This is a genomic window from Streptomyces sp. ME02-8801-2C (assembly GCF_033793965.1).
Lineage (GTDB): Bacteria > Actinomycetota > Actinomycetes > Streptomycetales > Streptomycetaceae > Streptomyces.
The window spans coordinates 22,759-44,980 of the sequence record NZ_JARAXP010000028.1 but is presented as its reverse complement, the minus strand read 5'-3'; the positions used below and the strand labels follow the sequence as shown (position 1 = coordinate 44,980).

The following is a 22,222-nucleotide window of genomic DNA, read 5'->3' as shown; positions in this document are numbered from 1 at the left end:
CCGTGACGCTAGAAGTCCTGGCACCCGGTGTCAACGTCATGTCACACCGGTGTGAGCCATTACCTGACCAGCAGGTCGAGCAGCCGCCCCACCTCGGCGGCCGGATCGGACGTGAGCCCCGTGTGCACCGGGCCCGGTTGGACCACCGTCGAGCGAGGCGCGATCAGCCAGCGAAAGCGCCGCCCCGCGTCGTCCAGCCCGGCCTGGCCCGCGGCCTTCCCGCCCACACAGACCTCTTCGACGCCCCGCAGAGCGGCCCGCACACCGACCAGGTCGGCCCCGGGGTCGAGTGCCAGCAGCTTGCCCTCCGCCAGGTGTGTACGCGCGGCCACGAAGGACCTGGCACGGCAGTACACCAGGACGCCGGCGTTGAAGCACTCGCCGCGTTCGATCCGGGGTACGACCCGCAACAACGCGTACTCGAAGACGTGCCGCTCGCTCACTTCTCCCCCTCAAGACCCTTGATCCGCTCGTGGATGACGGCCGCGCGCGCGAGCAGCGGCTCCGCGTAGGCCCGCCGGAGCGCGTCCGGCGATTCGAAGCCGGGTTCGTCGGCGAGCCACTCGTCGGGGATCTCGGCGGTCACCTCGGCGAGCAGCTCCTCGGTGACCAGCGGCGCCAGTTCGGCGGTGGCCGAGGCGATGTCGGGGCCGAACCGCACGAGTGCGTGCTCGGAGACGTCGTACGGCTTGGCGGCCGAGGTCCCGGCGCCGGGCCAGTGGTGGTGCCAGATCATCGTGGCGCCGTGATCGATGAGCCACAGGTCGCCGCGCCACATCAGCAGGTTGGGATTGCGCCAGGACCGGTCGACGTTGTTGACGAGAGCGTCGAACCACACCACTCGCCCGGCCTCCTCGGCACCCACCTCGAAGACGAGCGGGTCGAAGCCGAGCGCCCCCGACAGGAAATCCATACCGAGATTGGTGCCACCGCTCGATTTGAGCAGCCCCTGCACCTCCTGGTCGGGCTCACCGAGCCCCAGCACCGGGTCGAGGGCGACCGTCACCAGCCCCGGCACCCGCAGCCCCAGCCGCCGGGCCAGTTCACCGCAGACGACCTCGGCGACGAGCGTCTTACGGCCCTGTCCCGCACCGGTGAACTTCACGACGTACGCCCCGAGATCGTCGGCCTCGACGAGCCCCGGCAGCGAACCCCCTTCGCGCAAGGGCGTGATGTAGCGGGTCGCGATGACCTCTTTTAGCATTTTTCCAGGCCATCCGTCTCGTCAACCTTGCAATCCATGGTCACTGCGGGAGGATGCAGCAGCGGACATCGCCCGTCGTCGGCCCTGGGGGGAATCGGGGAGGCTTCGACCGGCCTGCGGTTCCCCACTCCCCGAGCAGTCCGTCGACGGCGGTTCGCCCCTTGCGTTCCGGCCTCCGGCATGAAGTGAGCATAGTAATCAGGGGTGATTGCTGCACTTGGCCGCGCAGCGGTTCGCGGGCCACGCCGACCGTACGCCGGTCCTCCTCGGGTCCCAGGGCCCGGGGAGGCAGTGTGGCGCGACCGCGCCGCAACCCGAGCGCACGGCCCGGTGCCCCCCGCGCGATGACCGACAGGCCGGCAACGTCCACGGTCGGGCATGATCCCGCAGAGCGAACGTCGTCTTCCGGAGCGGCATCGCCGCCCCCTCAACGGCCCCGTGGCCCCGCCCGACCGCCCCTTGCCGCTACCGGTCCTCGTTCAGTGTCGGCTGCTCAGCGCCCCGACCGCCGAACCGCCCGTACCCGCCGTGTTCAGCGGACTGTGGCGGGTCGGCCGGAGGAAGGCACCGTGGCGCGGGGTACCGTCCCGGTTGCGTTCGTACGAGGCGGGCGGCGTGAGCGAGTAGAAATCGGCGGTCGTGGCGACCGTCGTACCGTCGGAGCTCACGGCTCGCTCCCCGTCGAAGAGGACGTTCGTACGGTCGACGTCTCCCGAGAGGAAGTCCCGCACGGGTTCGGCGCCGCCGGGCCCGTCCTCGGTCCGGAAGGAGAGATTGTCGCGGTAGACGCCCTGCTCGGCGGCCGTGAAATAGGGGTTGAAGCGGGCGATGTAGTTGAACCGCTTGTTGTCGAAGGACGTGTTGCCGGTGAGCGTCATGCGGCCCGGGTTGAAGTTGTCGGTGAAGCCGTCGAGGTTGTTGTCGTAGGCGATGTTGCCCCGCACCACATGGTCGACGGGCAGCCCTTCACCCCCGAGCTTGAAGCCGCTCCCCCGGTTGCTGTCCTCGTCGTAGCCGTTGCTGAGGCGTCCGTTGGCGTAGGCGATGTTGTCCACCAGGGTGATCGGGAGGTTGGCGCCTTCGTTCGTACGGTTGTAGAGGTCCCAGCCGTCGTCGATGTTGTGGTGGGCGATGTTGCCCCGGAAGACGTTGCCCGCGCCGACCCCGAGCTTGGCGGCGAACCCGTCGGCGTTCTCGTCGTCGAGGTCCCTGTTGTCGTGCGACTCGTTGCCCTGGACGAGGTTGTACGAGGGCCACAGCGCGGGGTCGCTGCCGCTGCCGGTGATCTGGAAGCCGGTGTTGCCGTTGTAGTTGAACAGCATCCGCTCGATCGTGTTGTGACTGCCGCTGACCCGCATGGCGTTGGCCTGCGCGTGGGTGATGTGGAAGCCCCGCACCCGCCAGTTGTCGGCGTCGAGCCGCAGCACGACGTCGAGGGCGTCGCGTCCGTCGATGACGACCGACTGGTTACGGTACGGCTTGAGCGTCTTGGGCTTCCTGTCGAGCCCGCTGTACGAGGCACCGAGGTTGAGTGTGCCGGTCGGCTGATAGGTCCCGTCGTGCATGAGCACCTCACCGCCCGGTGCGACGTACTTGAGGGCGGTGGCGAGATCGACAGGATCGGAGACGGTACCGGCGCCGGCACCGGTACCGCCCGGGGAGGCGTGCACGACGCAGCCGTCCCCCTTCTCGCCGTACGCCTTTCTGACGACCTTGAGCGACCTGCTGACCGGAGTACCGGGTGACGAGGCCGCGTCGGGTGTGAAGGTCAGCTCGAAGTCGGCCTGATCGGAGGCGAGTCGCACGTCATGCCCGAAGATCTCGTTCGCGGCGACCCGCGCCTCGGCGATCCGCTCTCCGCTGCCGGTGTCGGTGACGACGAGAGTGCCGTCGTAGTTGGGACGCGCCCGGATCGTGTAGTCACGGGTGCTGGTCTCGGGCGCCGAGAACAGCGTCAGAGCGGGTGCGACGGGGGGCACCTGGACCGGCGTACGCGGCTGCGTGTGCGCCTCGCTCACCTCAAGGCGGGCGTTGTCGAAGCTGACCTTGGCGTTACGGGCGGCATAGAGCCCGACGTACATGTGATCGGGGTCGATGTCCTGAACCCAGTCGGCCCCGGCCACCCGCTGCTCGAAGGTGGCGGGCTCACCGGCGTGCGTGAAGGTCGCCGACATCACGAACTCGGTGTCGGTGCGCTCCAGTCGGAGCGTGACGGGGGTCCCGGTGGGCAGCGCGTACTTGGAGTCCTTGGTGAAGGGGATCGCCTTGAGGGCGCCCCCGGGGTTGCCGTACGGCTTCACGACACCGGTCCGGCTGAAGCCGCTGAGCCCAGTCTTCATCATGCCTGCGCCGAAGACGTTGGAGGCGGCGGGCACCTCTTCGAACCCCGTGACCATCGGCTCCTGACGGGCTGCCCCGTTCACGTCACGCACCATGATCCCGGCACTGTCGGCCGAGTTGACGGCGGCACCGGTCTCCGGCCCGAACTGCTCGACGGTCATGTCGGCGGTGAGGACGAAGTTGTCGGTCTTCGGGTTCAGGACGGTCTGGTAGAAGGTGATCCCGTCATGCCCGGGCGCCAGCTTGCCACCACGGCTCTCCAGCACGGTACGGCCTTCGAGGGTGCCGGGGTGATCGGACTTCGCGTAGTTGGTGCCGACCTTCTCGGGCAGCACGTTGGACGCGAAGTTGAGGTCGGTGGACTGGCCGAAGGTGATCGGCGACCAGGTGAGGTCGGTGGCTACGGAATGCGCGGCGGCGCCGTCCGCTCCGAGGGCGGTGGCGTCGTCGGCCAGGGCCGAGGGGACCGTGACGGGGGCGGCCGTCAGGATCAGCGCGGTGGCGGCCGACGCGGCCAGTCTGCCGACCGAGGGCATCGCGGAAAGCACGGGCTTCGCCATGGGTCTCATCATCAACTTTCTGTAGGAGGCCGCCTGTTCGGCCCTGACTCCCCCTGCATCCCCGGTTCGCACGTGAGTCGGCGGCACCTCGCCTCTCCGCCGACATCATGATCAGTCTCGCGGGGCGGGGTGGCTGGGTCAACCGCCGACGGGTGGTTCCGGGACACGCACGCGGGGGTCAAGGTGCCTACAGGGAAGCGGAGTTGGGGCGCGCCCCAGCCGATCACGGGGCGGTCCGCCGGAACAGCCGCGGCGTGCGCCCCGCGTCGCGAGCAGGCCGACTGTCAGTCGGTCATGCCACGATGCCCGCAGTCCACGCGCCGGAACTCGCCGACCGGATCGGCGGCTTCGATCCCGAGGGCGGGATGATGGTGCGTCTACGGCAACGACGAGGCGGCTCTGCGGGAGCTCGGGCTGATTCTCAGCAGTACCTTCCACGACCGCGCGAAGCTGGCTGGGCACATTGGTGTCCGCGGTGAGTCGTACCGCCGGAGTCAGGACTGTTCTGGTGTCAAGGACGTTCCAGCTCGGCCGCATCCTCGAAGGCCAGACGCAGAGTGTCGGAGGAGATGACCGGCGAGGCCTCGCCCGGCGGCAGCGCGGGAGCGAGGGCACGGAAGACCGCGTGCACCGCGTCGGGCCCGTACTCCCAGATGTTCTCCGTCGCGCGCAGCAGCGCTCCTCCGCAGGCCAGCGGCTCGACCGCGAAGAAGGCGGCGCTGTCCCGGAGACGGCCGACGCCGCCCAGCGCCCTCACGACACCTGGGGAACAGACCGTGATCCACGCGTAGCCGCGCAGGACCGAGTCCAGGTCCGGGAAGGTGTCGTCCTGGAAGAGGCCCAGCGTGGCTTCCAGAGCTGTGCGGCCGGTGGCGGCTTCCGCGTCGTCCGCGACGCCGCCGAAGAGGATCGACTCGTGGGCGTGCGCCTGCGTTCCCAGAAACGCGGTCCAGCGGTTCTGGGCGTCGCTTCTCGTGCCTGTATCGGCGAATTCCTCGGTGGTGCGGTCCACGACGAGCGCGATCCAGTCCGGAGCGTCCCGTTCGCGTACGACGGAGACGTCCAGCCAAGGTTCACCCGGAAAACCGTCATTTCCCACCAGGGCCAGTTGCACCTTGGCCTCGGGCGGCATTTTCTCCACGTCCCGAAGGAATGTCCGCCAGTTCTTCGGCGACCAATAGGTCTCGACCATCCGCCCGGAGGCCCGGGTGACAAGCAGTGAGGCCCAGAAACTCCCCGGGTCTCCGTACTTGCTGTTTCCCCCGGTGATGGCCGAGGCACGGGCTGAAAGGTCCAGGTCGTATCCGAATTCCTCCCCCAGCGCCCCGGCGAGTTCGGCCAGGGCCGCGGTGAACCATGCCTCGGCCACCTCGCGGTAGGCGGATCCGTCCTCGGGGCAGGGCAGATTGATCTCAGCACGCAGACTCGAGTTCAGCCTGATCTCGCGCTCCACCGCCATGTCCCGCCCCTTCGCTCCACCGGACGCACACCGGAACCCACTGACGTCAACCGCAGGCTACTGCACCACGATCGGCGGCCTGAGCAGCCGATCGTGGTGCGGTGCCGTCACGCAGGGCTCAGGAACAGCGCGGTCAGGAAGGCCACCGTCGCGAGCGCCCCGCTGGTGCTGGTGTCCGGCGTCGTCACCGTCCCCCAGTCCCAGCCCCACTCGTTGTTGGTCTCCGCTCCCGGCAGCGGGGCGAGCTGCGTCGCGCCTGGTGCCGGCTGGTACGGATTCGCGGGCTGGGGCACCCGTTCCGGGACGGTCGTCGGATTCGGCTGCGGAAACGGCGACGGTGAGGGTTTGTCGATCTTCTTCACCTTCGTGTACGTGTACACCTCGATTCCCGCGGCTTTCGACGACGAGCGGACGGTGATGAATTCATCGGCCTTGATGCTGGGACCCGACTGCTCCAGCGGGAATGCGAAACCGGCGACGACCTCTCTCTTGTCCCCCTTCGCCCGCAGCTGCTTGGTCAGATACTTGATGTAGTTCTTGAGCTGCGCGGGCCCGGTGGATTCCGCCGACGGTCTCGACGACCTGTAGTTGGCCGATTGCTGGTGCTTGATCTCCCAGACGTAGACCTTCTTGTCCGTCCAGTAGATGAGGTCCGCGTACCCGGTCTTCTTCAGGGATTCTTTCTTGACGTTGATGCTGTTGTACGAGCCGTGCTTGATGGCATTCGCCTTGCGGCTCGTGGTCACGGCCCCGTGGCCGTTGCCGTGGGAGAGGTCGTAGAAGCGAACCGCCATGGCTCTCAGCATCACCGCCGCGTTGTGGCGGGAATTCCACATCGTGCGCCAGAAGCTGCCGCCGAACAGGAGGTCGAAGAACAGTCCGGACGGGTCGCTGTACGCGATGGGATTGTTGACGCTGTAGCTGTAGCCGTTGAGGCTCTGCGGCAGATACGGCGTCGCCAGTGGATCGGGCGACAGGAAGCGGCCCAGAGCCGGGTCGTAGAGCCTCGCCCGAGGAGGGAGAGGCCGGTGGAGTCGTCCTCGGACTTGCCGAGGAAGCCCCGGTCGGTGGCCGTGGGCAGTGCGGTGGCGCCGCGCTGTTCGCCGAACGGCAGGTAACGCCGCCTGGTGACCGCGCCCGTCGCCTGGGCCACCATCAGTTGGGTGGAGCTCTGTGTGTCGGACATCAGCCAGATGAGCGTGCCGTTGGCGGTGCCGTCCGCCACGCGCAGGGCCACCGCTGTCTTCTCCAGCGCGTAGTAGCGGCTGGCCTTGGTTCCGGCGGTGGTGGAATGCAGTTCCTGGCCGTCCAGGTACAGCACCTTCTCGCTCTTGGCGGTGCGCATGACGACGTTGCCCTCGACGTCGTAGACGTACGTCGACACCTCGTCGCCGGTCTGCTTCTTCTGCGTGACCTTGGTCAGCCTTTGCTGCGGGTCCCAGTCCAGGGTGGAGCTCACTCCGCCGACGGTCCGCGTGGTCAGCTGGCCCTTGTCGTTGTAGCCGTAGATGTCCGTGCCTGACGGCGTGGTGACGGACGTGACCGCGTGCGGGTGCGCCTGGCCGGCCGTGTAGGTCGTCTCGTCGGCGCTGTAGCCCGGGTACTTGTAGTCCCTGACTGTCGTCTCCGTCTCCGTGGTCTTGGTGACGGACTGTATGTTGCCGAGCCGGTCGTAGGTGTACTGGTGCTGGTAGGCGTCGGGACCGGCGAAGTCCGACTGCGGTGTGGTGCCGCAGTTCGTGGCTGCCGTGGTCCAGGCCCCCTTCAGCCGCTGGAGGCCGTCGTAGGTGTAGCACTGCTGCTGGTTCGCGACGGTCTCGCGCAGCGCGGTGACGGTTCCCGCGCTGTCGCGGGCGTAGGTGTCCTCCTGAACCTTGGTGGTGGTACCCGAGGTGAGCGCGTTGGTGGTGACGTTCTTCAGCCAGCCGGTGCCGTTGTCGTCGTCGTAGGCGAAGGTGCGGGTCGCACTCGTGCCGGTGCCCGCTGTGCCGTACGAGCGGGAGATCGTACGGCCGAGGTCGTCGTATCCGACCCCGGACACATAGGTGGCCAGCGCGCTGGACAGCTTGGTCGGGTCGCCGTAGGCCGAGCGCTGGGTGGTGACGGTCTCCGCGGGCAGTCCGCCGACCGCCGGGTAGTCGACCGAGGTCGTCTGGTCGTTGGCGTCGTAGTGGTAGCCGAAGGTGTAGCTGCCCTGGAACCCGTTGCCGTCGTTGGGGACGACCGTCGTCTTGGACGTGGCCCGGCCGCGCGCGTCATAGGCGCCCACCGTCGACACATAGCCGTAGCCGCCCGCGTACGAGGTGGTCGAGGCCAGCAGTCCCTTGCCGTTGGTGGCGGTGTCCCACTTCCACTCGCTCAGCAACGTGGAACCCGAGGAGACCGACTTCTGGCGGTTCAACTGGTCATACGTGTGCGTGAGGACGGTGGTGCCGTCCGTGACGGTCTGGACGTTGCCGTTGGCGTCGTACGTGTTCGTGCTGACGCCGCTGTCGAGATCCTCGGTCCTGAGACGATCTCCCGCCCAGTTGTAGGTGTAGTGCGTGGTGTTGCCCAACGCGTCGTGGACATATTTCAGACCACCGCTGCGCGTGTACTCGTACTCCGTGGTGTAGGACTCCGAGCCGTTGTGCTCGACCACCTTGACGGTCTGGCCGTCGACATCGGTGTAGGTGTCCTTGGGCTCCCCCACCGGCGGGAAGACGGTGGTGAGGTCCGCGCCGCCGTAGCTGGTCACGGTCCTGTTCGCCGCCTGCGCGACGTTACGGACCAGGATCTGCGACAGCGTGGTGCGCCCGGCCCAGTCCACCTGCAGGTCTTTGTAGGCCGGGATGTCGGACACGGCCGGATTGACCATGCCGGAGCCGGCCGCCTGGCTGTTGTAGAACTCCGCCGACGTGCCGGCGACATTGCCCGACGAGTCGTAGCGGGTCACCGTGACCGTGCGGCCCGTGCCCGACGGCGCGGGCATCTGCGTCTCCCGCGCCCGGCCGAGGCCGTCGACGTAGCCGACCGATTTCAGGAAGGTGGTGCCGGACTGGAGGACCTCGGTGGTCACCTTCGCCGGCGCGCCGGTCGCCACGTCGGGCACACCCGTGGAGGACGTGGCGACCGGGACCGCGTAGGAGAACTTCATCGACGGGGTGCCGTCGGGGTAGTTGGCGGACTCGGTCGGCTTGAAGACCTGGATGGTGCGGCCGAGCGCGTCGTAGACGACCCGGCTGATGTTGCCGTTGGCGTCGACGGTCTTCCACGGTTCCCCGAAGAACCGGGAGAGGTACGTGGTCGAGGTGAGTGCCGTTCCCCCGCTCGGGGTCGGGGTCGTGGTGGTGATGCCGTTGATCGGCCAGGACGTGTTCGGGTTGTACGTGGTGGTTGTCAGGTTCTGCTTGCCGTCCCACGTCTTGGTCCGGCGCCCGGCGTCGTCGAAGTTGCCCTTGGTGGTGCGGTAGGTGGTGGCGTCGGTGTAGGTGCGGACCTCGGTGGCGTTGCCGTCGGTCAGCTTGGCGTCGTTCTCGGACTGGGTCGTGGCACCGTCGAGGAGCGTGACGGTCCTCTGGTCCTGGTGCAGGGTGTCCTGCCCGGCCGCCTGGTCCTGGGCCTGGGTGGTGCAGGAGACGGAGTAGTGCCGTTCGTCGTCCTGGTACACCATCCACCGCTTGGTGCCGGTCGCGTCGAGCTGGTCGGTGTTGTAGGCCCGCCCGAACTCGGTGCACGTGTTGTCGGAGACGCCGGTCTCGCCCCAGTCGTCCACGCGCATCGGCAGACCGAAGGTGGTGGAGGCCGTCTCATTGTCGTCGTACTCGTTCTCGATGATGTGCTCGCGCCAGGTCGACAGGTCCGTGTCGGTGGAGTCGTAGACCTTCTCCAGCGTGCGCGTCTTGCTCTCCCGGACGAAGCGGGCGTCCGGGAGGCCCGTGTACTGGGCGGTGTTGTGCATCCAGTACTCGTGCCACTCCCTCGCCTGCGACTTGTCCGCGCTGTCGCGCGTGGAGGTCTCCAGCGGCTTGCCCGCCAGCCACGCGGAGTCGGTCCACTGGGTGCCCTCGGAGTCGGTGACCTTCACCGTCCGGGTCTGCGAGGGGTCCGTCTTGGAGGTGCGGTCGCCGTCCAGGCCCCGGTACAGCCAGTTGTAGGTGGAGTGCCTGTTGGAGTTGGCGCCGGTGGTGACGAGCACCTTGCCGTAGCCGCGCCACTCCGACCAGGACTCGTCCTCGTCCTTGGCGATCGGGTCGGCCGTGAACCGCCAGCCCGGGGCGCCGTCGTACTCGTACGTCGTGGTCATCGCGGGATCGCCGTCCCCGAGATCGCCGGGGTCCACCACGACCTGCGTCACGACGAACTTCTTGAACCAGCCGGTCTGCTCGGTCGTCGTGCCCTCCGGCGTCCACTTCTGCCAGAAGCACTCGGAGTCGTTGGTCGACTGGGAGGGCAGGTGGGCGGCGTCGCACTGCCGGGAGACGTCACCGTCGGAGGCGTGCCCGTAGGTGACGGCCACACTGGAGCCCAGGTCGGTGAAGACCTTGTTGACCCGGCGGAAGTTCAGCAACGAGCCGCCGACCTGGTTGTCCAGGTACACACCGTTGAAGTTGATGGTCGGCAGGGTGACGTCGTCCCCCGCGTAGCCGCGACGCTGGATGTAGTCGAGCCAGAGCGTGCCGTCGATGGTCCCCTCGGGATTCATCAGCGCGTACTTCATCTGGTACTGCATGACCAGGTCCCAGCTCGCCGCGTCGTTGTCGCGGACGTACGTCTTGATGTCCCAGAGCATTCCGCGCTGGAAGAACGTGGGGTAATAGGTCTTGCTCGCGCAGGACTCGCCGTCCTCCGGGCCGTCGCAGATGAGGTCGACCGGCACGTCCGGGTACGACGAGGGGGACCCGTCGATCGTCGGGCAGTCCGGCGGGGTGTTGTCCAGCGGGTCCTTTTCGTTCATCCGCTCCACACAGCGGTTGACGTGCTGGAACTCCACCTTGGCAGGAAGTTGGGCGCCCGCGATCTGCGAGGACCAGCCGTACTCGATCCGGCTCAGGTACGCGCCCGCGTCGTAGGAGCGGGCCTTGTCGGCCGCGGCCACCGAACGGTAGTAGTTCTGCTCCTTGTCGTAGAAGTAGGAGTTCTCGACCTCGTTCGGTGTCACCACCCGGTCCAGGTTCCAACGCCAGGCCTGCTTGCAGGGGCTGGGGTACGAGCTGTTGCAGGGCTCGCCCGCGTCGTCACCGACGACGGGGACGGTCAGCACCGAGCTCGTCCTGGCGAGCGAGCGCTCGGAACGGCCCCAGCCGAAGTAGTAGCGGGTGCCGTCCTGCTGGGTGATCACCCAGAACTCGTCGGTGTTGTCCGAGCCGTAGCCGCCGTTGAGCTTCTGCACCTTCCAGCCTGGGTCGTCCTCCATGTGGAAGGAGCCGGTGCCGGTGTTGTCCTGGATGAGCTGCGTCGTCATCCCGTTGATGTTGATGACGTACACGGCGCCGTTCGGGTCCGCCGACGAGTTCGGCGAATCCCAGCACAGGTCGCCGAAGTCCGGGTGCCCGTCCTGGGTGCAGTTCTTGTAGCGGCGCTCGATGTAGCCGAGGTTCAGGTCCCAGCCCATCCCGACCCAGGAGGCCTGGTTGTTGGAGGCCGACGTACGGCCGTCCACGGACTGGGAGTTGTAGCTCAGTGCGAGGTCCGGGGCCTCACCCACCGGGGGTTCGGGCACCTCGATCGGCACCTGGTAGGTGAACGCGCCCGAGCCCATCGACACGTCCCACTTGCCCGTGGGCGAGAGCGTGCTCGCCCGGTAGTCGCCCTTGTCGGACGACGACCCCGTGGTCAGCGCGTAGACCGAGGGCTCCGCCAGTGCCGCCACGCCGGAGGCGGTCTTGGCCTGCGGCGCGGCCTCGACGGTCGCCGACAGCTTCTGTCCGTCCGTGTCGTTCTTCGACGGTACGTAGCTGCCGCTCTGGCAGCCTCGCGCCTTCGGATTGGTCGCCGCACAGGCCGGCAACTTGATCAGCCGCAGGCGAGAGGCGAAGTCGCCTCCGTAGGCGTGGGCGAAGCCGGAGTAGTCGATGGATATGTCCACCGCTCCGGCCTTCTGCCCGCCGTCCCGCCGCGCGAGTCTCAGCCCGAGCCCCAGACCGCCGACGGCCTCGGCCTCCGCGCGTCCCAGTACCTCGACATCGACTTTGGAGGGCGCGCGATCCACTGCCACGTCTGCGGCCTTCGCCGTGGACCGTGCCGCGCGGACCGACACCACCGATCCCTCGGCCGACTTGACCGGCACCGACCCCAACGCGACTGTGCCGCGGCCCGACTTGGGCCAGGTCACCTTCGCCGGCCTCTGCTGGGACGGCTCGGCCCGCTGCGGCACCGGGCTGTCAAGTGTTCGGGTCGGCACGCTCGGTTCGTCACCGCTCGGCAGCGCCACCGCCGCCGAGGGCGTGAACGCCACGACCGACAAGAGCCCGGTCAGCAATGCCTTGCTGACCAGGGCGGCCACACTTCGAGAACGCAGACGTCTCACGAAGCTTCCACCCCCCATGCGTAGCGAAGATCAAAAATGTTCGCCAAGAGTAAGAATCCCTCATCTGTCATGTCCAGCTCACCAAAGGGGACATGTGGCATCTCATGGTCATTTCACAGTCAATCCATGGCCATTTGGCAGGCGCCACACAGATGTGACTGGTAGTCACGCCTGTCCCTCTGGCAACATCCGCTCGACAGATATGTTCATCGGCGTCAGGGGGGTCTGGTGCGCTCAGCATCACGCCATGGTTCAAGCCGTCTCGCAGCGGCTCTCGTCTCGGTCTCGCTTCTCGCGGGCCTGCAACTCGGTCTGGCGGACAGCGCGTCCGCGGCCGTGACATCGGGTCCGGTCTTCAACAAGCCGACCGGCACCGTGGCCGAGCAGCAGGCGATACGCACTCGCCTGCTCGACTACATCAACCAGTCGCCGTCCGACTCGTCCATCAAGGGCTCGGTCTACCACTTCTGGGACGCGGAGCTGGCCGAGGCCCTCGCAGCCGCCCGCGCACGCGGTGTCGACGTCCAGCTGATGATGGACGAGAGCGACGTCAGCGACAACACCGACGACCCGACGTACGACATCCTGAAGACAGCGCTCGGCACCGACCGCACCCAGAGCTCCTTCGTCGGGCTGTGTCCGGCCAACAAGTCCTGCCTGGGCCAGCCCTCGCAGGGCGCCTCGATCAACCACAACAAGTTCTGGCTGTTCTCACAGCTCGACGGGGCCTACGACGTGGTCATGCAGACCTCGGCGAACCTCACACCGTCCAGCTACAGCCGGTTCTGGAACGACGCCTACGTCCTGGCGAACAACGTCACGATCTACACGGCGTACAGCAATTACTTCGCCGAACTCGTGGGCCAGGACTGGGCGAACTGGCAGTACAGCTCCACCACCGCCAGCCCGTACAAGGTCTACTTCTTCCCGCGCCCGGCGGACGACCCGTCTCCGGGCGACACCATCACCGGCGTCCTCGACAACGTCACCTGCACCTACACCGAGAGCGGCGCCACCAAGCACACCACGGTGCGGGTCGGCATGTTCAAGCTCACGCGCCTGGCCGTGGCCCAGAAACTGGTCGCGCTGCAGAAGGCCGGGTGCACAGTCGACATCGTCTACTCGCAGACCGACAGCGGCTCCGCCAGCGGCACCTGGGAAACCCTGCACGCCTCGGGGGGCCCGGCACTGCGCTGCTACAACTGGGACGACGACAACAACCCGAGCACCGCCGCGCGGATCATTCACTCCAAGTACCTGCTCATCGAGGGCAAGTACGACGGCACCACGGGCCAGAAGGTCCTGTGGACCGGCAGCCACAACTACACCGGGCCGGCCCTCACCAAGAACGACGAGGCGCTCCTGAAGGTCGACAGCAACGCCGACCACGACGCCTACGTCACCAACTTCAACGCCGTGAAGGCGGCGGCCGTGCCGGGAACCGCCGACAGCACGAACGCCTGCAAGGGCGTCACCAGCACGCCCGAGACCTGATCACGCCGCACCCGGGCCGTGCGGTGCTCCTTGGCCACGCGGCCGCAGCTCAGCTCGGGGCACCCAGGGTGAACCGGTCGTAGCCACCTGGCGCGACGAGCACCCGAAAGGCAGGAAAGGGCCTCCACCACAGGTCAGAGGCCCTTTTCAAGACAAATCCACAGGTGGCGGCAGCAGCGTCGAACGTGTCCGGGGCTGGAAGGTCGCCGGCCACCTCCTCCTGGTGGGCCGTGAGCTGCACCGAGCGGGACACCGCCGACGGTTGTCTGGTCGTCCTGCGCCGAAAGTGTGCGTTTCCTGTGGATGCCCGCCCCGCCTGAACGGCGCGCGCGAAGGGTTCGTATCTTCGAACAGATCCAGAAACGCCTCCGGAAGGAAACGCCAGCATGAGCAGCGCCTCGCTTCAGCCCGCATCGGGACCGGCTCGTCGTACGGTCATGGCGGCGGCCGGCGCCGCGGGGCTCACCGCCGCGCTGACCGCGTGCGGGTCCGAGGACGACTCGTCCGGCACCGCCCTGGCGAAGACCTCCGACATCCCGGAGGGTGGCGGCAAGATATTCGCGGACCAGGGTGTGGTCGTCACTCAGCCGACGGCGGGCACGTTCAAGGCGTTCTCGTCGAAGTGCACCCACGCGGGTTGCGCGGTGACCGGTATCACCAACGGCGTCATCACCTGCCCCTGTCACAAGAGCGAGTTCTCGGTGGCCGACGGCAGTGTGAAGAAGGGCCCCGCGACCCAGGCGCTCGCCGCCGAGTCGATCAAGGTGTCCGGGGACTCCATCACGCTCGCCTGACCCCCGCCCGCGTCCTCACCCCCGCCCGGCACGGCGGGGCCGCTTGAGGCAGGCCAGCACCTCGTCGCTGGTCACGACCGTGGCGACCAGCGCGAGGGTGTTGCGGATCAGCGCGGGGGTGTAGTCGGAGGGCACCCCCGCGATGGCGTCCTTGGGCACCACGACGGTGTATCCCCGGTTCACGGCGTCGAACACGGCGTTGGGGATCGCGACGTTGGCGGAGACCCCGGTCACGATCAGGGTGCGGCAGCCCAAGTTACGGAGCAGGGCGTCGACGTCGGTGCCCTGGATCGGCGACAGTCCGTGCAGCCGCCGTACGACGAAGTCCTCGTCGGCGACCTCGATCGGCGGCGCGACGCGTACCGCGGTGGTGCCCGAGAGCTGCTGGACGGGGAGTCGTTCGGCGGCACGGAACAGGCGCGCGTTGTGGTTCGCGCCCCGGCCGTCCGGACGGCGTTCGGCGATGGCGTGGATCACCTGGACGCCGGTCTCATGGGCGGCGGCGACCAGCCTCGCGACCTGGGCGAGCGTGCCCGACGACCGCGCCTCCCTGGCGAGTTCGGGCAACGCGCTGTCCGGTCCGACGACGCCCTGCTGGCACTCGACGGTGAGCAGGACCGTGGTCGCGGGGTCTAGGAGTTCGCTGAGCTGTTCGTGAGACGGCATGGCGTTCCTCCATTTTCTTTTCTGACGTTGTGCCAGAGGATCACCTCTGACACAACACGGGAGAACCGAACGAACTGAACGAACTGAATCAAGAGGGGGACCGCATGACCGCCACCCAACGCCGCGGCCGGAAGATCATGATGACACCGGGTGAACTGGACGAGTTCCTGACGACCCAGCGCACCTGCCGGGTCGCCACCGTGTCGGCCGAGGGCGCTCCGCATGTGAGCACGCTGTGGTTCGCCTGGGACGGCACGTCGATGTGGCTGTACTCGGTGGTCCGCAGCAAGCGCTGGACCGACCTGCGCCGCGATCAGCGGGTCGCGATCGTCGTGGACACCGGCGAGGAGTACGACGAACTGCGCGGCGTGGAGCTGTCCGGCACCGTCGAGTTCGTCGGCGAGTTTCCGCGCACCGGAGAACTGCGCGCCGAACTCGACGTCCCGGAGACCCTGTTCGCCCGCAAGAACTTCCACCTGGACGAAATGCCCCACGACGGCAGACACGCCTGGATCCGCCTCACCCCGGAAAAGATCGTCTCCTGGGACTTCCGCAAGCTGCCGCCGCAGTAGGGAGCATTTTTAGCCCGTCCGGCGTTTGAGGACAAGGCCCGTTCAGGGCCGTAGGGGGGTCTGGGGGCACAGCCCCCAGGAACGGGATGGGACGGGTAGGGGCGGCGGGGGCGAACCCTCCCTACGCGCACCCCACCCCCCGCCCCGCCACCCGCAACGCCTCCACGGCGGCCCGAATCGACGGCCGCCGATCCGCATCGGCCCGCCAGACCACATACACATGCCTCCGCACCCGCTGCCGCAGCGGCACGGTGACAACCCCCGCAGGCACAGGATGCCGCCCCAGCAACGGCGCGATGCACACCCCGAGCCCCGCCGCGACCAGCGCCAACTGCGTATGCGTCTCCGCCGCACGATGGCCGATGCACGGCTCCACCCCCTTGGAGCGCAGCGTGAACATCAGCCACTCGTGGCAGAACTCGCCCTCGCCCCAGGTGATCCACTCGTCCTCGGTGAACTCCTCGAGGTCCACCTCGTTCCGCCCGGCGAGCGGATGGCCGACCGCCATCGCCACATCCGCCGGGTCGTCGAGGACCGGCGCCTTCACCAGACCGTCGGGCAGCGCCAACGGCTTGTTGTACCAGTCGAGCACGACCGCCAGGTCCAGGTCTCCGCGCACCACCCCGGCGACCCCGGCCTCCGGTTCCAGCTCGCACGAGCGCAGCCGCAACCCGGGGTGCTCCGCACGCAGGGCCGCGAGCGCGGCCGGGAACAGCCCGCGCGCGGCGGTCGGGAACGCCGACAGCCGCAACTCCCCCACCACCTTGCCGCGCTGCGCCTCCAGGTCCGACTGGGCGAGCTCGACCTGGGACAGGATGCGCGCGGCATGATCGGCGAGCAGTCGTCCGGCATCGGTGAGCCGTACGCCCCGCCCGTTCTTGGCGAGGAGTTGCTGCCCCACTTCCCGCTCCAGCTTGGACATCTGCTGCGAGACGGCCGACGTCGTCACATGCAGCCCTTCGGCCGCGCCGCTGACCGAGCCGTGCCGGGCGAGGGCGTCGAGGGTGCGCAGGCGCTCCAGGTTCAACATATAAGCAATGCTACGAGAACCAAGAGAGAACTACCCATCTTCGCTACGAAATCGACATCGCGAGAAGCACGAAGCAACCGAACATGACCATCCACCCCCGACACCTCAGACATAGGTACGCGCCCCCACCGGCCCCACCGCCGCGGCGATCGCGTCCGCCAGCGTCCCCGTCTCCTCGCGCGTCAGCGTCGCGACGGTCACGCGGATACCGGACGCGGCGTTCATACGGAACCGCGCACCGGGGGCGACGGCCCAACCAGCGTGCAGCAGCCGGGCGACCGCGCCCGTCTCGTCCGGGACCGGGATCCACACGTTCAGTCCACTGCGCCCGTGGGCGGCGACCCCGCGCCGCGCGAGCGCGTCGATCAGCGCGTCCCGGCGCCGCCCGTACGCCGAGGCGACCGCGCGTGCGTCCAGCGCGTCGTCGGACCACAGTCGTACGACCGCCCGTTGCAGCAGCCGGCTGACCCATCCCGGCCCGAGCCGCTGCCGCCCCAGGACGCGGTCGACGGTGACGGCGTCCCCCGTGAGGACGGCGAGGCGCAGGTCGGGCCCGTACGCCTTGGCGACCGAGCGGACGAACGCCCAGTGCCGGGTGGCCCCGGCCAGCGGATGAAGGGGCTGGTCGACGATCCGGTAGCCGTGGTCGTCCTCGACGAGCAAAGTCTCCGGGTACTCCCGGAGCACGGCACGCAGGGCACGCGCGCGCGTGGCGCTCAGCACGGCCCCGGTCGGGTTCTGGGCGCGGTCCGTGACGATCAGCGCCCGCGCCCCGGCCGCCAGCGCCTGTCGTACCCCTTCGGCGAGTGGCCCCTCGTCGTCGACGCCCACCGGGACCATGCGGAGTCCGAGGGCCGGTACGAGATCCAGCAGCCCGCCCCAGCCGGGGTCCTCGACGGCGACGGTGTCACCGGGCTTGAGGTGTACGGCGAGGACACGCTCGATGCCGTCCAGCGCGCTGGAGGTGACGGCGAGGGGACCGTCCGGCACGCCGTCGGCGTCGAGGTCGGCGCGGGCGATCCGGGCCAGCTCCGGTTCGACGGTGGCGTCTCCGTAGAGCACCGGCGCCCGGTCGCCCTGCTCGCCCGCCGCCGCGAACGCCGCCGCCAGTGACGGCAGCAGCTCCGGATCGGGGTTGCCGTGCGCCACGTCCCGCACCCCGGCCGGCACCTCCACGCGAATGTACTCGCGCCCGGTGGTGGCCGGTTTGGAGCGCACACGGCTGCCTCGCCGCCCATGGGTTTCGATGACCCCGCGTTCACGCAGCGTGCGATAGGCGGCGGCCACCGTATTGGGATTCACCCCGAGCCGCTCGGCCAATTCCCGCATGGGAGGCAGCAGTTGCCCGGGCGCCAGCTCCCCGGCACCCACCGCGCGTTCGACGCTCGCGGAAATCTCTGCTGCGCCCCGACCCTGGATCGGATATTCTCCTAGCACAACACCGATTATGCACTAGTGCAATAACCACGGCAAGGAGACCGGCGATGTCGGGGACCGCGCAGGACGACGCACGCACCACAGAGGACGCCATACGGGAAGGGACGGCGACGACATCGCGAGAGGCCGGCCCGTCGTCCCCGCAGCCCACGACCGACGCCTACGCGCCCACCGACCGCACGGTCCCCACCCGCTCGGCCAAGAGGGCCTCGTACGACAAGGAGTCGGTACACGCGATCCTCGACGAGGGCTATGTGTGCCACCTCGGGTTCGTCAGGGACGGCGCGCCCGTCGTGCTGCCGACGCTCTACGGGCGACTCGGCGAACGCCTGTACGTGCACGGTTCGACGGGCTCGCGCCCGCTGCGGATGACCGGTCAGGCCGACCCCGGTCTGCCGGTCTGCCTGACGGTCACACACGTGGACGCCCTGATCCTGGCCCGGTCCGCCTTCCACCACTCGATCAACTACCGCTCGGTGGTCGTCCACGGCATCGCCCACCAGGTGACGGACCCCGACGAGAAGCGCCTGGCCCTGGACGTCCTGGTCGACCACGTCGTGGCCGGTCGTTCGGCCGACTCACGACCCGCCAACGCCAAGGAACTGGCGGCCACCGCCGTGATCCGCATCGACCTCGACGAGGTCTCCGCGAAGGCCCGCACAGGCGGGGTGAACGACGAGCCCGAGGACCTCGCTCTCCCCCACTGGGCCGGCGTGGTCCCCCTGCGCAAGGGGTACGAAACCCCGCTCGCTGACGCCGAGTTGGCGCCCGGCACCCAGCTTCCCGACTACCTCGAGGCTTTCTGATCCCGATGCTGATCCACCCCTGGGACGCGCCGCGCGACGACGCGGAGTGGCAACAGTGGCTGTCGGTCCACGACTTCGGCCAGCTCGCGGTCAACGGCCTGCCGGGCGAGGCGCCGTACGTCCAGCCACTGCACTTCGCGTACGACGCCGAGCGCCTCGAAGCGGTCACCCATCTGGCCCGCCCGAACCCCCTCTGGCCCGCACTGGAGAGAAACCCGGTCGTGCTGCTCAGCGTGGTCGACGACTACGCCTTCATCCCCGGACCGTGGCAGGCCGCGCCGGACGGACCGTCCGAGCACGGAACGCCGACGAGCGTCTACGCGGCCGTCCAACTCCGGTGTACGGCCCACGTCGTGGACGACCCGACCGACAAGGCCGCCCTGCTCAACCGCCAGATGAGCCACTTCCAGCCGGAGGGCGGCTCGGCGCGGGTGGCGACGGACGAGGAGCCGTACGGCCGGATGCTCGCCGGTATCCGGGGCATCAGGCTCGAAGTGACGGACGTACGGGCGAAGTTCAAGTACGCCGAGAAGAAGCCGACGGAGGTCCAGGACCGTATCGCGGCCGGCCTGGCGGCACGCGGCGGACCACGGGACACGGCGGCTCTGGCGGTTCAACGACGTAGGCGGGGGCTGTAACCGAGCACCAACCGGACCAGCCCCCAGCCGTCGACGCCCCGGGCGAGCCGGGCGACCGGGCTTCAGCCGAACGCCCTTTCAGATTCCGCCCTCCGTTCCGCACCCCCATCCACACCGGCACTCTCACCGGCACCCCCGCTCCCACCCACACGCGCACCCACACCCCTGGTCTCCGCCACAGCGAGCCCCGCTGTCGCGCCCAGCAGCAGCAGGGTGCCCACGGCGGTCGCCGTCGTCAGTCGCTCGCCGAGCAGCGCGACGGCGAGGACCGCCGCGCTCACCGGTTCCAGGAGCATGATCACGGAGACCGTCGCGGAGCGGACGACGGCCGCCCCGGCGAAGTACAGCCCGTACGCCAGAGCCGTCGGCACGGCGGCGACATACACCAGCAGGACGAAGAGCCGCAGGTGGTCGTCGGTGTGCGGCAGGAGCCCCTCGGCGAGCCCGAACGGCAGCAGGCACAGCGTCGTGACGCCGAAGGCCCTGACGGCCGTGCCGAAGGCATCCGTCGCTCCCTCCCGCCCCCACCACCGGGTGAGGAGGGTCATCACGGCGTATCCGAACGCCGACAGCGCCGCCCATGCGACACCCGTCGGCCGCAGCTCACCGCTTCCGCCACCGCCACCCAGCACGAGCACGGTGAGCCCGGTGAGCGCCCCGACGACCGCGAGGATCCCGCCCGCCCCCAGCCGCTCGCCCATGGTCAGCCGGGCGCCCAGCGCGATGAGGACGGGCCCGGCGCCCAGCGTGACGACGGTGGCGACCGCGAGGCCGGTGGCCTGGACGGACGCGAAGTACGCGGTCTGGAAGACGGCGAGCGAGATTCCGGTGGCCCCGGCGCGCAGGGCCTTGCGGCGCCGCGACTCGGGCTCGACGGCAGTCCGGCGGCGCAGCGAACGGGCCAGGAGCAGCAGCACGAAGCCGCCCGCGCAGCGCCAGAAGGAGAGGGCGACGGGGCCCATCTCACTCGCCCGGTAGACGAGGGAGGCGGCCGCGCCCGCGGTGCCCCAAGCGGCGCCGGCGACGGTCAGGAAGAGCAGGCCTCGCCCGATGGGCAGGCCGGAAACGTGATTGGACACGGGAGTCTCTCCGCAGACGCGCGGAGACACGCTCAAAGAGCGTCCACCGCGCGGAAGTTGACGAAAGGACCCGGCCCCTCGGGGCTCAACGGATCCTCGGACCTCGTCTGCGGGCAGCGCCGTTCAGCCCGACGTGGACACAGCAAAACGTCGGACAGGTTCTCCGGGAAGCCCGCTCAGGCGGCCGGAGGCGGAAGGACGAGTACGCGCGCGTGCATGATCGCGACCCTAGGCGGCGGTACGCCGGGCCGCCACCTCTTTTTCGGGCCCCCGGGCCACCGGCTCCGCCGACCCCTTGGCGGGCGTGGAGGACTGTGCGATGAACGCGCCCAGGAGCACCACGGCGCCCCCGACGATCTGCGGCGCCGACAGATGCTCGCCCAGCAGCACCCAGGCCAGCACGGTGGCGATGACCGCCTCGAGACAGGCCACGACCCCGGCGACCTGCGGCGAAAGCCGCCGCACGGAGACCACACCGGTGACGTACGCGACGACCGTGGCGACCAGCACGAGCCAGCCGAGCAGCAGCCCGGCGGCGACGGGGGTGCCGTCCATGTGCGCGCTTCCGGCGAGCACGGACCACTCCATGTGCCACGGACGCGCCACGACGGTCAGTACGAGGGTGCCGACGAGAAGGCCGTACGCGATGACACCGAGGGGGTCGGGTGCCTCGTTCCCGGCGCCGCTGCCCTGGTCGGACAGGACGAAGTAGCCGACCTGGCAGCAGGCGGCGGCCAGGGCGAGCAGCAGCCCCGTCGCGTCGAAGCCGATCCCCGACCACACCTCGACGACACAGGCGAGCCCGCCGACGGCGAGGACGACACCGAGCGCAGCGGCGCGGGTCACGGGCCGCCGCTGCACGAACCGCACCCACCCCAGCACGAGCGCGGGTGCGAGGTACTCGACGAGCAGGGCGACCCCGACGGGAATCCGGGATATCGCGGCGAAGTAGCAGGCCTGGACGCCGGCCACGGCGAGCAGCCCGAACCCGGCGAGCAGAGCGGGCCTACTCCGGACCAGGGCGCGATGCCGTACGGCCAGGGGCAGCATCACGAGCGCGGCGCCCGCCACGCGCAGCCACACGACGTGCAGCGGATCGAGGCCCGCCTCGATCAACGGCTTGGCCGCGACTCCGGACCCTCCGAACGCAACCGCCGACACCAGCGCGAGCCCGAGCCCGACACTCCTGCCCCGACCGACCTCACCGCTCACTGACGTACCCACCGGCCCATGATGTCAGGAGATGACATGACCGTCACCCCCATTGACACCTGTCTCAACAACCGGACGACTCACGGGCCGGACGGCCCACCTACGGGACGGGCCCACTGACCGGAGCGGACGCACGCGGGACGGGGTTCACGGGCCGCACGGGCCCACCGACCGCACGTACTCACGGGCCGGACGGGCCCACCGACCGGAGGGGGTGCGCGCGCCGGACGGGGTTCACGGGTCGAACGGCCCACCGACCGGACGGGCTCACGAACCGGACGGGCCCACGGGCCAGACGAGCCCACCGACCGGACGGGGCGCGCCAGATGGGGTTCACGGGCCGCACGGGCCCACCGACCGCACGTACTCACGGCCCGGACGGGCCCACCGACCGGAGGGGGTGCGCGCGCCAGATGGGGTTCA

General features: G+C 69.1%; 15 protein-coding genes and 1 pseudogene. 5 read left to right on the top strand and 11 right to left on the bottom strand.

Going from position 1 to position 22,222, the window contains the following annotated elements:
• Positions 1–59 precede the first annotated feature (59 nt).
• The 6 genes and pseudogenes from PV396_RS42255 to PV396_RS45290 all read right to left on the bottom strand — a co-directional run.
• Positions 60–443: a DUF3037 domain-containing protein gene (locus PV396_RS42255; RefSeq protein WP_319213683.1), complete on the bottom strand. Its 384-nt coding sequence runs from the start codon at positions 441–443 to the stop codon at positions 60–62.
• Complete coding sequence (locus PV396_RS42250; RefSeq protein ID WP_319213682.1) at positions 440–1,204, bottom strand: HipA family kinase; 765 nt, start codon at positions 1,202–1,204, stop codon at positions 440–442. Before PV396_RS42250 ends, PV396_RS42255 begins: the two co-directional genes overlap by 4 nt.
• Positions 1,205–1,683: 479 nt before the next feature.
• Entirely contained in the window at positions 1,684–4,104 is a 2,421-nt protein-coding gene (locus tag PV396_RS42245; RefSeq protein ID WP_319213681.1) for a right-handed parallel beta-helix repeat-containing protein, read from the bottom strand.
• A 511-nt stretch (positions 4,105–4,615) separates the two neighbouring features.
• Positions 4,616–5,563, bottom strand: a complete 948-nt coding sequence (locus tag PV396_RS42240) for a hypothetical protein (protein ID WP_319213680.1) — start codon at positions 5,561–5,563, stop codon at positions 4,616–4,618.
• A gap of 107 nt (positions 5,564–5,670) precedes the next feature.
• Positions 5,671–6,357, bottom strand: a complete 687-nt coding sequence (locus PV396_RS42235) for a hypothetical protein (RefSeq protein ID WP_319213679.1) — start codon at positions 6,355–6,357, stop codon at positions 5,671–5,673.
• Positions 6,358–6,498: 141 nt separating this feature from the next.
• A pseudogene (locus PV396_RS45290) lies at positions 6,499–7,359 on the bottom strand (hypothetical protein); the annotation flags it as partial.
• Between the two features lie 4,940 nt (positions 7,360–12,299).
• Between PV396_RS45290 and PV396_RS42225 the strand changes: the two are divergent.
• Together PV396_RS42225 and PV396_RS42220 are read left to right on the top strand one after the other, a co-directional pair.
• Positions 12,300–13,565, top strand: a complete 1,266-nt coding sequence (locus tag PV396_RS42225) for a phospholipase D-like domain-containing protein (protein WP_319213677.1) — start codon at positions 12,300–12,302, stop codon at positions 13,563–13,565.
• A 386-nt stretch (positions 13,566–13,951) separates the two neighbouring features.
• Entirely contained in the window at positions 13,952–14,359 is a 408-nt protein-coding gene (locus PV396_RS42220) for a Rieske (2Fe-2S) protein (protein WP_319213676.1), read from the top strand.
• Positions 14,360–14,374: 15 nt separating this feature from the next.
• On the opposite strand, the gene PV396_RS42215 is transcribed toward PV396_RS42220, so the two are convergent.
• Positions 14,375–15,025, bottom strand: coding sequence for a cysteine hydrolase (locus PV396_RS42215; RefSeq protein WP_319213675.1), 651 nt, complete (start codon positions 15,023–15,025; stop codon positions 14,375–14,377).
• 104 nt (positions 15,026–15,129) lie between these two features.
• Here PV396_RS42215 and PV396_RS42210 point away from each other — a divergent pair, with 104 nt between their 5' ends.
• On the top strand, positions 15,130–15,597 hold the full coding sequence (locus PV396_RS42210) for a pyridoxamine 5'-phosphate oxidase family protein (RefSeq protein ID WP_319213674.1): 468 nt from the start codon (positions 15,130–15,132) through the stop codon (positions 15,595–15,597).
• A gap of 121 nt (positions 15,598–15,718) precedes the next feature.
• On the opposite strand, the gene PV396_RS42205 is transcribed toward PV396_RS42210, so the two are convergent.
• Positions 15,719–16,627: a LysR family transcriptional regulator gene (locus PV396_RS42205; RefSeq protein WP_319213673.1), complete on the bottom strand. Its 909-nt coding sequence runs from the start codon at positions 16,625–16,627 to the stop codon at positions 15,719–15,721.
• A 105-nt stretch (positions 16,628–16,732) separates the two neighbouring features.
• The gene (locus tag PV396_RS42200; protein WP_319213672.1) at positions 16,733–18,064 is read right to left on the bottom strand and encodes an aminotransferase class I/II-fold pyridoxal phosphate-dependent enzyme; all 1,332 of its coding nucleotides are present in this window, start codon (positions 18,062–18,064) and stop codon (positions 16,733–16,735) included.
• Positions 18,065–18,111: 47 nt separating this feature from the next.
• Between PV396_RS42200 and PV396_RS42195 the strand changes: the two genes are divergently transcribed.
• Both PV396_RS42195 and PV396_RS42190 read left to right on the top strand, forming a co-directional pair.
• On the top strand, positions 18,112–18,870 hold the full coding sequence (locus tag PV396_RS42195) for a pyridoxamine 5'-phosphate oxidase family protein (protein WP_319213671.1): 759 nt from the start codon (positions 18,112–18,114) through the stop codon (positions 18,868–18,870).
• A gap of 5 nt (positions 18,871–18,875) precedes the next feature.
• On the top strand, positions 18,876–19,508 hold the full coding sequence (locus tag PV396_RS42190) for an FMN-binding negative transcriptional regulator (RefSeq protein WP_319213670.1): 633 nt from the start codon (positions 18,876–18,878) through the stop codon (positions 19,506–19,508).
• A 62-nt stretch (positions 19,509–19,570) separates the two neighbouring features.
• Here PV396_RS42190 and PV396_RS42185 read toward each other — a convergent pair whose 3' ends face one another.
• Both PV396_RS42185 and PV396_RS42180 read right to left on the bottom strand, forming a co-directional pair.
• On the bottom strand, positions 19,571–20,587 hold the full coding sequence (locus PV396_RS42185) for a DMT family transporter (RefSeq protein ID WP_319213669.1): 1,017 nt from the start codon (positions 20,585–20,587) through the stop codon (positions 19,571–19,573).
• Positions 20,588–20,815: 228 nt separating this feature from the next.
• The gene (locus PV396_RS42180) at positions 20,816–21,811 is read right to left on the bottom strand and encodes an EamA family transporter (RefSeq protein ID WP_319213668.1); all 996 of its coding nucleotides are present in this window, start codon (positions 21,809–21,811) and stop codon (positions 20,816–20,818) included.
• Positions 21,812–22,222 lie beyond the last annotated feature (411 nt).

Bases quoted from the DNA above. Each gene is read 5' to 3' on its own strand.
- PV396_RS42245 (WP_319213681.1), bottom strand. From the start codon at position 4,104: ATGGCGAAGCCCGTGCTTTCCGCGATGCCCTCGGTCGGCAGACTGGCC.
- PV396_RS42210 (WP_319213674.1), top strand. From the start codon at position 15,130: ATGACCGCCACCCAACGCCGCGGCCGGAAGATCATGATGACACCGGGT.
- PV396_RS42215 (WP_319213675.1), bottom strand. From the start codon at position 15,025: ATGCCGTCTCACGAACAGCTCAGCGAACTCCTAGACCCCGCGACCACG.
- PV396_RS42195 (WP_319213671.1), top strand. From the start codon at position 18,112: ATGTCGGGGACCGCGCAGGACGACGCACGCACCACAGAGGACGCCATA.
- PV396_RS42220 (WP_319213676.1), top strand. From the start codon at position 13,952: ATGAGCAGCGCCTCGCTTCAGCCCGCATCGGGACCGGCTCGTCGTACG.
- PV396_RS42250 (WP_319213682.1), bottom strand. From the start codon at position 1,204: ATGCTAAAAGAGGTCATCGCGACCCGCTACATCACGCCCTTGCGCGAA.
- PV396_RS42205 (WP_319213673.1), bottom strand. From the start codon at position 16,627: ATGTTGAACCTGGAGCGCCTGCGCACCCTCGACGCCCTCGCCCGGCAC.
- PV396_RS42240 (WP_319213680.1), bottom strand. From the start codon at position 5,563: ATGGCGGTGGAGCGCGAGATCAGGCTGAACTCGAGTCTGCGTGCTGAG.
- PV396_RS42190 (WP_319213670.1), top strand. From the start codon at position 18,876: ATGCTGATCCACCCCTGGGACGCGCCGCGCGACGACGCGGAGTGGCAA.
- PV396_RS42235 (WP_319213679.1), bottom strand. From the start codon at position 6,357: ATGGCGGTTCGCTTCTACGACCTCTCCCACGGCAACGGCCACGGGGCC.